We start from the raw sequence: 12993 nt of genomic DNA on the forward strand, positions 1-12993 counted from the left end.
CGTGAAGTCGACCCTGCTCACGCGCGCTGCCGCGACCGGGACCGCCGCCAGGGTGCTGGCGCGCTCCGGCGTCGTCCGTCCCTACTCGCCGGTGGCGCTGCTCCGGGTGCTGCGCGCCGTCCGGCAGTGGGGCACGGGGCCTGCTGGCGGCTTCGCCGCGCTGGCAGCCCGCTCGCCGGACCGGGTCGGCCTCGTCGACGAGCTGGGCTCGCTGACCTTCCTCGAGATCCACGAGCGCTCCAACGCGCTGGCCCACGCGCTCGCCGAGCGCGGCGTGCGGGAGGGCGACGCGGTCGCCGTCATGTGCCGCAACCACCGAGGGTTCGTCGACGCCACGGTCGCCGTCTCCAAGCTCGGTGCCGACCTCCTCTACCTCAACACGGCCTTCGCGGGCCCGCAGCTGGTCGACGTGCTCGAGCGCGAGCAGCCGGCGGCCGTCATCCACGACGAGGAGTTCACCGGCCTGCTGCGGGAGGCCGACGTCGCCCGGCGGCTGGTCGCCTGGACCGAGGGCGAGCCCGGGCCCGACAGCCTCGAGTCCCTCATTGCCGACGGCTCGACGGCCGACCTGGCCGCGCCCGGCCGCCACAGCCGGATCATCATCCTGACCTCCGGCACCACCGGGACCCCCAAGGGCGCCCCCCGCAACGAGGCCGGCATCGACGCCGCGGTGTCGCTGCTCTCCCGGATGCCGCTGCGGCACGGCTGGCGGACCCACATCGCGGCGCCGCTCTTCCACACCTGGGGCTTCGCCCACCTGGCCCTGGCCATGCTGCTCGGCTCGACCGTGGTGCTGCGCCGGCGGTTCGACCCCGAGGAGTGCCTGCGCGTCGTCGAGGACGAGCACTGCAACTCGCTGGTCGTCATCCCCGTCATGCTCCAGCGGATGCTGGCACTGCCCGACGACGACCTCGCCAAGCACGACGTGCCGGACCTGAAGGTCGTGGCGTGCTCGGGCTCGGCGCTGCCGGGGGACCTGGCGCTGGAGTGGATGGACCGGTTCGGCGACAACCTCTACAACATCTACGGCTCGACCGAGGTCGCCTACGCCTCGATCGCCGACCCCACCGACCTCCGCGAGGCGCCCTCGTCGGCTGGGCGGCCGCCATACGCCACCGTCGTGCGGATCCTCGACGAGCAGGGCCGGCCGGTCCCCGACGGCGAGCCCGGGCGCATCTTCGTCGGCAACGGCCTGCTCTTCGAGGGCTACACCGGCGGCGGCCACAAGGAGGTCGTCGACGGGCTGATGTCCTCGGGCGACGTCGGCCGGATCGGGGCGGACGGCCGGCTCTACGTCGAGGGCCGCGATGACGAGATGATCGTGTCCGGCGGCGAGAACGTCTTCCCCAAGGAGGTCGAGGACTGCCTCGCCCGCCACGAGGCGGTGGCCGAGGTCGCCGCGCTCGGCGTGGACGACCCCGACTACGGCAAGCGGCTGCGGGCGTACGTGGTGCTCCGCGAGGGCGCCCGCGCCACGGAGGACGACCTGCGCGACTGGGTCAAGCAGAACCTCGCCCGCTACAAGGTGCCGCGCGACGTGGTCTTCCTCGACGAGCTGCCGCGCAACGCCACGGGCAAGATCCTCAAGCGCGAACTAGCCCGGGACAACTGACCGCCGACCACCGGCACCGGGGCGACCGACGTCACGGCGGCCGGGGGAGACGTCGTTTGGCCCCGGTCTGGGCCGGGGTGCGAAGATGTGCGCACCATGAGCCCCTCCGCGACCCACGGCCTCGAGGTCGGCAAGCCGGCCCCCGACTTCACGCTGCGGGACCAGTTCGGCCAGGACATCTCCCTGTCCGGGTTCCGCGGCCGCAAGGCGGTGGCCCTCGTCTTCTACCCGTTCGCGTTCTCCGGTGTCTGCACCGGCGAGATGGCGGGCATCCGCGACCGCCTCGACGAGTTCATGACCTTCGACACCGAGGTCCTCGCGATCTCCTGCGACCCGGTGTACTCCCTGCGGACCTTCGCCGACACCGACGGCCTGAACTTCCCGCTGCTCAGTGACTTCTGGCCGCACGGCGAGGTCACCCGCGCGTACGACGTCTTCGACGAGGCCCGCGGCTGCCCGCGGCGCTCGTCGTTCGTCGTCGACAAGGAGGGCGTGATCCGCTGGGCCGTGCACAACCCTGCGCCCGAGAGCCGGGACCTCTCGGAGCACCTGCGGCAGCTCCAGGCGCTGGCCTGACGCGACCGCGTCGGCGCCCGTGCCGGCCCGCCTGCGACTGGTCTGGACCGCGGCGCAGACTTTGCGCCGATCGGCAGACATCGGCTTGAACGGCCCCGTAAAGTTCTTGATGTCGAGCCGCTGGTGACCCGAGACGCCAGCGGCTCGACTCTATTTCTCAGCAGGTCAGCCCTGGACGGGGACGCCGATCGGCCCGGCCCACGGCCCGACCAACGGCTGGGCGTAGTCTGTGCGCGCCGGTCAGCGGCGCCGCCCCGCGTGCCGGGCGTGCGGCGCCCGCGGTCCGGCGATTCGGGGCGTATAGCTCAGCGGTAGAGCACTGGTCTTACAAACCAGCGGTCGCAGGTTCGATCCCTGCTGCGCCCACCCCTCCGAATCCCGACGAAGGGTCCTTGCCAACCGGCTCCGGAGCCGATTGTGTTGAGGCACCGATCGGGAGGAGCGTGAGTTGGGCGCGCAGTCGGCTGGACAGGGGCGGATCGCCTCGCGACTCGACGGCACGCGCGTGCTGCTCACGGGCGCCACCGGCTTCGTGGGTGAGGCGCTGCTCCACCTGCTGCTCGACGAGGTCCCGGGCGTCCACGTGACGCTGCTGGTCAGGCCGCGCGGGTCGACCGGCGCCGATGCCCGGGTCCGCGCGCTGCTCGACAAGCCGGTGTTCGCCGACGTCGTCGAAGCGGCGGGCGGCGTCGACGCCCTGCTCGAGCGCCGCGTGCGCGTCCTCCCGGGCGACCTCGCCGACGCGCCGGAGCTCCCCGTGGACCTCGACGCCGTCGTCCACTGCGCCGGCGACGTCTCGTTCGACCCGCCCGTGGACGAGGGCTTCCGGACCAACGTCGTCGGCACCCGGGCGCTGCTCGACCGGGTCCGGGCGCTGGGACCGCACGTCCACTACGTGCACGTGTCGACGGCGTACGTCGCCGGCCGGCGGCGCGGAACCGTGCCGGAGGGCCCCGTGCCGCACGACGTCGACCTCGACGCGGAGACGGCCTGGGGGCTGGCGCAGCGCGCCGCCGTGGAGCACCGCTCCCGCTCGGCCGCGGTGCTGGGCGCGGAGCGGCGCAAGGCCGAGCGCCAGCACGGTCGCGCCGGGCTGCTGACCGCGGCCGGCGCCACCGAGGAGGCCCGGAAGCGGTGGGTCCGCGACGAGCTGGTCCGCATCGGCACCGAACGGGCACGCAGCCTCGGCTGGACCGACTGCTACACCTTCACCAAGGCGCTCGGCGAGCGCGTCGTCGAGGCCCACGCCGCCGACCACCGGGTCTCCGTGGTGCGGCCCAGCATCATCGAGTCGGCGCTCGAGCGGCCGTGGCCGGGCTGGATCGAGGGCTTCAAGATGGCCGAGCCGCTGATCCTCGCCTACGGCCGCGGCGAGCTCCCGGAGTTCCCGGCTGCCGCGGACACCATCGTCGACATCGTCCCGGTCGACCACGTGGTCGCCGCGCTCGTCGCGGTCCTGGCCCGCCCGCCCGAGCCCGGCCGGCCGGCGTACTTCCACGTCTCGTCGGGGGCCCGCAACCCGCTGCCCTTCCAGCGCCTCTACGGCGAGGTGCGGGCCTACTTCGACGCCCACCCCTTCGCCGCGGGGGACCGTGGCGCGGCCCGCCTGCCGGACTGGCGCTTCCCCGGGGCGCAGGCGGTCGAGCGGCTGCTGGTGACCAGCGAGCGCGCCTACAGGGTGGCCGACTTCGCGCTGGGCCACGTTCCGCGCAGCGACCGCACCCGCGACCTCGCGCGCAAGCTCGACCAGCAGGGCCGGCGGCTGGAGTTCCTGCGCCGCTACCTCGACCTCTACCGCGAGTACGCCCAGGCCGAGCTGCGGTTCGCCGACGACAACACCCTCGCCCTCCACGACTCGCTGCAGCCCGAGGACCGCGAGGTGTTCGCCTTCGACACCGCCGTCATCGACTGGACCCACTACCTGCGTGACGTGCACTGCCCGGCGGTCGCCGACCCCATCCGCGCCATGGACGAGGTGCGGGCGAAGCGGCGCCGCGCCGGGCGGCCGCGGATCAAGCCCCTGGCCGCGGCCCGGGCCGACGGCGCGGCCGACAATGCCGGCGACGTCGCGGCGTTCTTCGACATGGACGGCACGCTGCTGTCGTCCAACGTCATCGAGACCTACCTGTGGCTGCGGCTGCGCGAGCTCTCCGGCGGCCAGCGGCTCGCCGAGCTCGGCAGGGTGGCGGCCCGGGTGCCGGGCCTCGTCCGAGCCGAGCGGCGCGAGCGCAGCGCGTTCCTCCGGTCGGTCTACCGCGAGTACGCCGGCGCCACGCTCGCCGACCTCGACGCCGTCGCCGACGCCGAGCTGGGCGGCCACGTCCTGGCCCGTCTCGCCCCCGCCGCCGTACGCCGGATCCGCGAGCACCGCGCGGCGGGTCACCGCACCGTCCTCATCACCGGCGCGATCCGGCCGCTCACCCGGCCGCTGGCGCCGCTCTTCGACCACGTCGAGGCCGCCGAGCTCGCGGTCGACGAGCGCGGGGTCTGCACCGGCTTCCTGGAGTCGTCGCCGCTGGTGGGGGAGTCCCGGTCCGCGTGGATGCGGCAGTGGGCGCGTGAGCACGGCATCGACCTGTCGCGGTCCTACGGCTACGCCGACTCCCACTCCGACCTGCCGCTGCTGGAGGCGGTGGGCCACCCGGTCGCCGTCCGCCCCGACGTCCCGCTCTTCCGGCACGCCCGCCGCCACCACTGGCCGATCGTCGACTGGGCCAGCTCCACGGCGACGGGCCGCTCGCTCAACCCGGTGGGCAGCGCCGCCGGCAGCAGGGCAGGTGGTCGCCCGTGATGCTCGCGCTGGAGATGTTCCGATCGCTGCCCCGCCACGCGGCCGGCAAGGTGATGGGCAGCCGGATGCCGATGCTGCTGACCGGCTTCGCCGCCCCGCTCCGGCTGGTCACCATCGAGGAGCCCCGCGTGCAGCGGCCCGGGTGGGCCCGGCTGCGCACCCGGCTGTCCGGCATCTGCGGCTCCGACCTCGGGGCGCTCTCGGGGCGGACCAGCCTCTACTTCTCGGCCGTGGTCTCGATGCCGTTCGTGCCCGGCCACGAGGTCGTCGCCGACCTGCTCGACGACTGCGAGGACCTGCCCGCCGGTACCCGCGTCGTGGTCGACCCGGTGCTCGCGTGCGCCGCCCGCGGCGTCGACCCGTGCGACGCCTGCCGCGACGGGGCCACCAACCTCTGCTCCCGGGTGACCGTCGGCCACCTGGCACCGGGGCTGCAGACCGGGTTCTGCAAGGACACCGGGGGCGGCTGGGGTCAGGTGCTCGCCGCCCACCGCAGCCAGCTGCGGCCGGTCCCCGAGGGGTTCTCCGACGAGCAGGCGCTGCTGATCGAGCCGCTGGCCTGCGCCACCCACACCGCCCTCGCGGCTCGGGTCACCGCCAACGACCGGGTGCTCGTGAGCGGCGCCGGCCTCGTGGGCCTGCTGACGACGCTCGCGCTGCGCAACCTCACCCCGGCGGGCGAGATCACCGTGGTCGCCAAGCACGCCCACCAGCGCGAGCTGGCCCGCGACTTCGGCGCGACGGAGGTGGTGACGCCCGCCGAGGTGCTCCGCCGGGTGCGGCGCAGCACCGGCGCCTTCCAGCTCGAGCCGGAGATGTCCTCGCCGTACCTCCTGGGCGGTGTCGACGTGGCGGTCGACGCCGTCGGCAGCAAGCAGTCGCTCGAGACCGCGCTGCACGCGACCCGTGCCGGCGGCCGGGTGGTGCTGTCCGGCATGCCGGCCGCCGCGGACCTGTCGGCCGCGTGGTTCCGCGAGCTCGAGGTGGTCGGCTCCTACGCGTCCGCGGCCCGCGAGCCGGGCGCCGACGGCCGTGCCGCCTTCGACCTCGCGGTCGAGCTGGCGGCCGGCGACGCCGTCGCCGGGCTCGCCAAGACGGTGGCCACCTACCCGCTGCACCGGTGGCGGGAGGCGCTCGACCACGCCCACTCGGCCGGCCGGCTCGGCACGGTCAAGGTCGCGTTCGACCCCAGGGTGCGCTCGTGAGCCGCCCGCACGAGAGGAGCATCCGATGAGTCGCCCAGGCTTCGTCCTCGAGGTGGACGACCGCACGCCCCCGCTCGTCGTGCACGAGGGACAGGGCTTCCGCCTCGAGAGCTTCCCGCTCGGCACCCGCGTGGTCTACCCGCCGGAGTCGCTGCCCACCGTGCCGGACGTGGAGCAGGCGATCCGCGACGCGCTGCTGTACCCCGTCGACTCCGAACCGCTGCCTGCGCTGCTGCGGCCTGGCATGCGGCTGACCATCGCCTTCGACGACCTGTCGCTGCCGCTGCCGACGATGCAACGGCCCGACATCCGCCAGCGGATCATCGAGCAGGTCCTCACGATGGCGGCGGAGGCCGGCGTCGACGACGTCGCGCTGGTCGCCGCCAACGCGCTGCACCGACGGATGACCGACGCCGAGCTCAGGCACATCGTGGGCGAGCGGGTGTTCCGCTCCTTCCACCCCCAGGGACTGCTCACCAACCACGACGCCGAGGACCACGACAACCTGCTCCACGTCGGCCTCACCGACAAGGGCGAGGACGTCGAGATCAACCGCCGGGCCGCGGAGTCCGACCTGCTCGTCTACGTCAACGTCAACCTCGTCGCGATGGACGGCGGCCACAAGTCGGTCCCGATCGGGCTGGCGTCCTACCGGTCGCTGCGCCACCACCACACCGCCCGCACGATGGTCCGGTCCCACTCGTTCATGGACCACACGAAGTCCCACCTGCACCACTCGGCGTGGCGGATGGGCCGGCTCCTCAAGGAGCACCTGCGGATCTTCCAGATCGAGACCACCCTCGACAACCGGGTCTTCCCGCCGCCCTACGACTTCCTGATGAAGCGGGAGTGGGAGTGGTCGGTGCGCGACCAGGCGACGATGCTCGCCGTACGCCGTGGGCTCGCCGTGGCCCCCTCCCGGATGCGGCACCGGATGTTCCACGACCTGCGGGCGCCCTACGGACTCACGGGCATCAACGCGGGAGACACGGAGGCCGTCCACGAGCGCACCATCGACATGGTCCACCGCCAGCAGCTCGTCGAGGTGCAGGGGCAGTCCGACGTGCTCGTGATGGGGGTGCCCTACCTCGGGCCCTACAACGTCGGCTCGTCGATGAACCCGATCCTGGCCACCTGCATGGGGCTCGGCTACTACTTCAACTCCTACCGCGGCCAGCCCGTCGTCCGGCGAGGCGGCGCGGTGATCCTCTACCACCCGCTCAACGAGGGCTTCAACCAGCTCCACCACCCGTCGTACGTCGACTTCTACGAGGAGGTGCTGGCGGAGTCCACCGACCCGGCGGTCGTGGGGGAGAAGTACGAGCAGCAGTTCGCGACGGACCCGTGGTACATCCACCTCTACCGCACCTCGCACGCCTACCACGGCGTCCACCCGTTCTACATGTGGTACTGGGCGGCGCACGCGATGGACCACGTCGACGAGGTCATCTGGGTCGGCGCGGACCGGCGGGTGGCGTCGCGGCTCGGCTTCCGGGCCGCCACCACCCTGGCCGACGCGCTCGAGATGGCGTCGGGGACGGTCGGCAGCAACCCGTCGATCACCTACCTGCACAACCCGCCCCACCTGCTCGCGGACGTCCGGTGAGGGGAGGCCGCTGATGGGATTCGTGCACGACACCGTCGACGACGTCCGGACCGTGGCCCGCGGCTGGCGCTGGGGGCGCCGCGCCCAGGTGCCGCGCTCCGCCGAGCCGTGGGTCCCCGAGCCGACGTCGACGGTGTTCCCCACGGACTGGTCCCGCCGCCGCCCCGCGCGGGTCGCCCGGGAGGTGGCCCAGAAGGCGGGGCTCGAGCCGCTGTTCCGCTCCCAGGTGCGCACCCGGGTGGAGGGGCTGGACGTGCTGAGCCGCATCGAGGGGCCGGTCATCTTCGTGGCCAACCACGCCTCGCACCTCGACACCCCGCTGATCCTGCTGTCGCTGCCCGAGGAGTGGCGGCGGCGGACGGCGGTCGCTGCGGCGGCGGACTACTTCTTCGACACCTGGTGGCGTGCCGTGGGCTCCGCGCTGGTCTTCAACACCTTCCCGATCGACCGCCGCGGCGGGTCGCTGGCCGCGACCCCGGGCGAGGTGCTCGCGGACGGCTGGAGCCTGGTGATCTTCCCCGAGGGGACCCGCTCGCCGGACGGCTGGCTGCAGTCCTTCCGGATGGGCGCCGCCTGGCTCGCGGTCGAGCACGGCGTTCCCGTCGTGCCGATCGCCCACCGTGGCACCTTCGCCGCGATGCCCCGAGGGCAGGGCTGGCCGAGCCGCGGCCGGCGCCAGCTGACCATCCGCTTCGGCGAGCCGGTGTCGCCGGCTTCGGGGGAGTCCGCCCGCAGCTTCGCGCCGCGGGTGCGCGACGCGGTCGCGTCGCTGCTCGACGAGGACGCCACCACGTGGTGGGAGGCGCGGCGGCGCGCAGCCGCCGGCACCACCCCGGACCCGGGGGGTCCGGACGTCGCCCGCTGGCGGCGGGTCTGGGAGCAGTCCGCCTCGCCGGACCCCGAGCCCGGCGTGCGCCGGGTGACGGCCTGGCGTCGCTGAGGGCCGTGCCCGCCGACCGCGAGCTCGTCGCCGCCGTCCGCACCGCCCTCGTCGCCGCCGGCGACCCCGAACGGGCGGCGGGTCAGCAGGCGTACATGAAGTCCGCGATGCCCTTCCACGGCGTGACGTCCGCCGAGCTCACCCGGCTGCTCAAGCCCCTGCTCGCCGACTACGCTCCCGGCGACCGCGCGACGCACGAGGCCACCGTGCTGGCGCTGTGGGACGGCGCCACCCACCGCGAGGAGCGGTACGCCGCCCTCGCCCTGGCCCGCCACAGGGTGGCCCGTCCGTGGCTGGACCCGGCGGCGCTGGCGCTGCACCGCCACCTCGTCGTCACCGGCGCCTGGTGGGACCTCGTCGACGTCGTCGCCGCCCACCTCGTCGGCGCGGTGCTCCGCGGGCACCGGGCGGCCACCACGGCGGTGATGCGCGCGTGGGCCGTCGACGACGACCTGTGGGTGCGGCGTACGGCCGTGCTGTGCCAGCTCGCGCACAAGGGCGACACCGACACCGACCTGCTGCGGCACGCCGTCGAGGCGAACGCCGACGACACGTCGTTCTGGCTGCGGAAGGCCATCGGGTGGGCGCTGCGGGAGTACGCCAAGACCGACCCCGACTGGGTCCGGGCCGAGGTCGCGCGGCTCGACGACCGCCTCAGCGGGCTGTCGCGCCGCGAGGCGCTCAAGCACCTGGGCCTTCCCGACCCGCGACGCACTTCGTGAGAGTGGTCTCATCCCGGCCTCACGGGTGCTTCACTGGGGCGCGCCACCGTCGTCGGTGACCAACCGTTCGTCTCGGGAGTTCTCGGAAAGGAAGCACCATGAACGTGAAGCTCTTCTCCACCGGCACCATGGCCGTCGCCGGCCTGGTCGTCACCTCCACCCTGGCCTTCCCCTCGGCTCTGGCCTGGGGTGACGACGCGGTGAAGCGCGACGAGGACACGCCTGACGTGGTCATGGTGTCCGACGACGACGATGACGACACCGACGTCACCACCGGAGCCACCGACTCGGGCGCCACCACGGCCGGTGAGACCGGGACGAAGAACGAGACCCGGACCAACACCGGGAACACCGACACCAACACCGGAACCCACTCGGGCGACCAGAACGACCCCACCAACAGCCGGTTCACGGCGATGAGCCGCGACCGGGACCACAGCCGCGGCGACAAGACCCGGGACTGGACCAAGGACGGCGGCCACTTGACCCGCGACATGACGGCCGACCACACCAACGACAAGTCCCGCAACGACACGCGCGCCTGACCGCCTGCGACGACGGGGTGTGACGAATGGGAAAGCACGCGAGCTGGCACCTGTCCGAGGGTGAGCCGCTGACCGGGGAGCTCACCGCCATGCGGCTCCTTGGCGGAGGAAACGCCTACGAGGCCTACCTGGCCTTCGACGAGATCACCTACGCGCCCGTGGTGGTGAAGGTGCTCAGGCCGGACCAGGTAGAGGACGGGTCCAGCCTGCGTGGGCTGCGCCGCGAAGTCGCGACGCTGGAGCTCGTCAACCACCCCGTCGTCGTCAGGGCCCTGCGGCACGAGCTTGAGGGGCCGCGCCCGCATCTCGTGCTCGAGCACATCGACGGCCCCCGACTCTCCTCGCTCATCAGGAGGCACGGTCCGCTCCAGGAGCAGCAGTACCTCCCGCTCGCCATCGACATCGCCTCGGCGCTGCACTACCTGCGCCACGTGGCGGTGGTGCACCTGGACATCAAGCCGAGCAACGTCATCATGGGGGCCCCCGCCCGCCTGATCGACCTGTCCGTCGCCCGTGACCAGGACTCGGCGGCAGCTCTCACCGGTCAGATCGGGACCGACTTCTACATGGCGCCCGAGCAGGCCGACCCGGGCGGCGCCCACGGCGTCCCCGGCCCGGCGAGCGACGTGTGGGGCCTGGGGGCCACCCTCTTCCACGCCGTGGCGGGGTACCGCCCCTTCGACGAGGGAGCGCGCGACGGTGCGGAGCTGGAGGCCAGGTACCCACAGCTCGTGGAGGAGCCGTACGAGCTGCCGGCGCGCACCCCTGCGGAGGTCGCGAAGATCGTCTACGCCACCCTCGAGAAGGACCCCGCGAACCGGCCGCTGCCACGGGAGGTGTCGGACGCGCTCGAGCCGGTCCTGGCGCGGCAGCCCCGGGCGAAGCTCACCTACAAGGTCCGTGGCTAGCCCGGCGACCTGGCCGGCTCCTCAGCCACCGAAGCGGTAGCCCATGCCGCGGACGGTCGCGATCGTGTCGGTGCCGAACTTCCGCCGAAGGTAGCCGACGTACACGTCGACCACGTTCGAGCCGGGGTCGAAGTCGTAGCCCCAGACCTGGTCGAGCAGCTGCTCGCGGGACAGCACCTGTCCGGGGTTGCGCAGGAACATCTCCGCCAGTGCGTACTCGCGTGACGACAGCTCCACCTCCCGGCCGCCGACGGTGGCGCGCCGGGTACGTACGTCGAGCCTGACGCCCCCGGCCTCGAGCTGGTCGCCGCCGGCGGGCCGGGGATCGCCCTGGCGCAGCCTCAGCCGCACGCGGGCGAGCAGCTCGGCGAACCGGAACGGCTTGGCCATGTAGTCGTCCGCCCCGCTCTCGAGCGCGGAGACGGTGTCGGTCACGGAGTCACGGGCGGTGAGGACGATGACCGGCACTCGCGACCCCTGGGACCGCAGCTGCTCCAGGACGCCGAAGCCGTCGAGCGTGGGCAGCCCGATGTCGAGAACCACCAGGTCGACGTCGCCGCGGAGGGCGACGTCGAGGCCCTCACGCCCGTCGGCGCACACGGTGGTCCGGTAGCCATCGGCACGAAGACCCTTGGCGACGAACGAGGCGATGCGCTGCTCGTCCTCGATGATCAGGATGTGGGCCACGAGTCCTCCTCCCCGAGCGGAACCGTCATCACGAAGCGGGCGCCGGGAGGGGAGGGCTCCTCGTAGCGCACCGTGCCGCCGTGTGCCTCGGCGATGGCACTGACGATCGAGAGCCCCAGTCCGAATCCCTCGTCGCCCTCCGGGACGCGACTGCGCCCGAAGCGGCGGAACACGTGGTCCCGGTCCGAAGCAGCCACGCCGTCACCGACATCGCGCACCCAGACTCGCAGGTGGTCGCCCTCGACCGCGGTACCGACCGCGATCGTGTCCCCGGCGCAGGTGTGCTTGACGGCGTTGTCGGCCAGCTGGAGGACGGCCTGGGTGATTCGCTGCTCATCGAGCCGGGCCTCGACCTCGGCTGTCCTGTCGACCTGCCAGTCGCGGTCGCCGAGGACACGTGCCTTGGAGAGCAGGGTCCCGGTCAGGCGGGAGACATCGACCGCACGTAGCTCCAGGAAGTCAGGGCGGCGGGACTTCGCGAGCAGGATCAGGTCGCCGACCAGGCGTGACATCCGGTCCACCTCCTCCAGCAGCAGCTCCCTGGTCTGCTCGACGTCCGGCGGGTTGTCCGGGTCCACGAGCTCGAGGTGTCCCCGCAGGACGGTGAGCGGGGTCCTCAGCTCGTGGCCGACGTCGTCGAGGAACTCACGCTGACCCTCGAACGCCGTCTCGAGCCGGGCCAGCATCCCGTTGACGGTGCGGGTCAGCGCAGTGATGTCGTCGTTGCCGGTCTCCGGTATCCGGCGCGAGAGGTCGGTCCCGCTGATCTCCTCCGCCGTGAGCCCGAGCGTGCGCAACGGCGCCAGCAGGCGGCCGGAGAGCCACAGGGCCATCAGCGTCACCAGCAGCAGCGCCAGCGCTGCGACCACGGCGTAGGTGCGCATGGTCTCCTGCAGCCCGGCGCGGGAGGTGTCGAGGCTGACCACGACCACCAGAGCCCCGGTGGTGCCACCGACCACCCGCTGGGCGGAGACCTGCAGCTCCCCGTGGCCCTCGACGTCGATGCGCACGTCGCCGTTGGTCGCCACCACGCCACGCGCGGCTGCCACGAAGGCGTCGTCGCTGGTCAGCGTGGAGGCGGGTGACTGGACCTGTGGTCCGTCGTCCCACCAGCCGATCAGCAGCTCGTTGTCGGCGGGCACGTTGCGCTGCAGGAAGGTCCGCAGCACCGACCTGACGTTCCTGAACGGCTGGCCGGTCTCGGCATCGACGCCCTCGGCCTGGAGCTTCACGAACTCCGCGAACTCCTGGTCGATCTCGGCGACCACCTGCTCCTCGATGCGCTGCAGCTCGATGACGTAGACGGTCGCGCCTGCCCCGACGAGGGCGATGGCGAGCAGCGCGGACACGACCAGGGTGATCCGGGCGCGCACCGACAGGCCCGACCCTGACGGCCGGGCC

At 73.0% G+C, this 12993-nt stretch carries 11 protein-coding genes and 1 tRNA gene; 10 read left to right on the top strand and 2 right to left on the bottom strand.

The window, feature by feature from the left end; all coding sequences use genetic code 11:
- Position 1: 1 nt before the first annotated feature.
- From ACFP2E_RS09360 to ACFP2E_RS09405, 10 genes are all read left to right on the top strand, one after another.
- A complete protein-coding gene (locus tag ACFP2E_RS09360; protein WP_378523363.1) occupies positions 2-1612 on the top strand; it encodes an AMP-binding protein in 1611 nt (536 codons plus the stop codon).
- A gap of 96 nt (positions 1613-1708) precedes the next feature.
- Complete coding sequence (locus ACFP2E_RS09365) at positions 1709-2188, top strand: peroxiredoxin (protein WP_378523364.1); 480 nt, start codon at positions 1709-1711, stop codon at positions 2186-2188.
- A gap of 294 nt (positions 2189-2482) precedes the next feature.
- Positions 2483-2554, top strand: a tRNA-Val gene (locus ACFP2E_RS09370).
- A gap of 82 nt (positions 2555-2636) precedes the next feature.
- Positions 2637-4979, top strand: a complete 2343-nt coding sequence (locus tag ACFP2E_RS09375; RefSeq protein ID WP_378523365.1) for an HAD-IB family hydrolase — start codon at positions 2637-2639, stop codon at positions 4977-4979.
- Positions 4979-6184: a zinc-binding dehydrogenase gene (locus ACFP2E_RS09380; protein WP_378523441.1), complete on the top strand. Its 1206-nt coding sequence runs from the start codon at positions 4979-4981 to the stop codon at positions 6182-6184. Before ACFP2E_RS09375 ends, ACFP2E_RS09380 begins: the two co-directional genes overlap by 1 nt.
- A 25-nt stretch (positions 6185-6209) precedes the next feature.
- The gene (locus ACFP2E_RS09385; RefSeq protein ID WP_378523366.1) at positions 6210-7790 is read left to right on the top strand and encodes a lactate racemase domain-containing protein; all 1581 of its coding nucleotides are present in this window, start codon (positions 6210-6212) and stop codon (positions 7788-7790) included.
- Positions 7791-7803: 13 nt separating this feature from the next.
- A complete protein-coding gene (locus ACFP2E_RS09390; protein ID WP_378523367.1) occupies positions 7804-8730 on the top strand; it encodes a lysophospholipid acyltransferase family protein in 927 nt (308 codons plus the stop codon).
- 5 nt (positions 8731-8735) lie between these two features.
- Complete coding sequence (locus ACFP2E_RS09395; protein WP_378523368.1) at positions 8736-9452, top strand: DNA alkylation repair protein; 717 nt, start codon at positions 8736-8738, stop codon at positions 9450-9452.
- Positions 9453-9550: 98 nt separating this feature from the next.
- Entirely contained in the window at positions 9551-9997 is a 447-nt protein-coding gene (locus ACFP2E_RS09400) for a hypothetical protein (protein ID WP_378523369.1), read from the top strand.
- A 26-nt stretch (positions 9998-10023) separates the two neighbouring features.
- Positions 10024-10905, top strand: a complete 882-nt coding sequence (locus ACFP2E_RS09405; RefSeq protein ID WP_378523370.1) for a serine/threonine-protein kinase — start codon at positions 10024-10026, stop codon at positions 10903-10905.
- Between the two features lie 21 nt (positions 10906-10926).
- Here the strand turns inward: ACFP2E_RS09405 and ACFP2E_RS09410 are convergent, their stop codons facing one another.
- On the bottom strand, positions 10927-11592 hold the full coding sequence (locus ACFP2E_RS09410) for a response regulator transcription factor (RefSeq protein ID WP_378523371.1): 666 nt from the start codon (positions 11590-11592) through the stop codon (positions 10927-10929).
- Positions 11577-12965: an ATP-binding protein gene (locus ACFP2E_RS09415; protein WP_378523372.1), complete on the bottom strand. Its 1389-nt coding sequence runs from the start codon at positions 12963-12965 to the stop codon at positions 11577-11579. Before ACFP2E_RS09415 ends, ACFP2E_RS09410 begins: the two co-directional genes overlap by 16 nt.
- Positions 12966-12993: the final 28 nt, after the last annotated feature.

The organism is Nocardioides sp. GCM10027114 (assembly GCF_042659625.1).
In the GTDB taxonomy this organism is placed as follows: Bacteria; Actinomycetota; Actinomycetes; order Propionibacteriales; family Nocardioidaceae; genus Nocardioides.

Coding starts and splice junctions, on each gene's coding strand:
- ACFP2E_RS09365 (WP_378523364.1), top strand. CDS start 1,709: ATGAGCCCCTCCGCGACCCACGGCCTCGAGGTCGGCAAGCCGGCCCCC.
- ACFP2E_RS09385 (WP_378523366.1), top strand. CDS start 6,210: ATGAGTCGCCCAGGCTTCGTCCTCGAGGTGGACGACCGCACGCCCCCG.
- ACFP2E_RS09400 (WP_378523369.1), top strand. CDS start 9,551: ATGAACGTGAAGCTCTTCTCCACCGGCACCATGGCCGTCGCCGGCCTG.
- ACFP2E_RS09390 (WP_378523367.1), top strand. CDS start 7,804: ATGGGATTCGTGCACGACACCGTCGACGACGTCCGGACCGTGGCCCGC.
- ACFP2E_RS09405 (WP_378523370.1), top strand. CDS start 10,024: ATGGGAAAGCACGCGAGCTGGCACCTGTCCGAGGGTGAGCCGCTGACC.
- ACFP2E_RS09380 (WP_378523441.1), top strand. CDS start 4,979: ATGCTCGCGCTGGAGATGTTCCGATCGCTGCCCCGCCACGCGGCCGGC.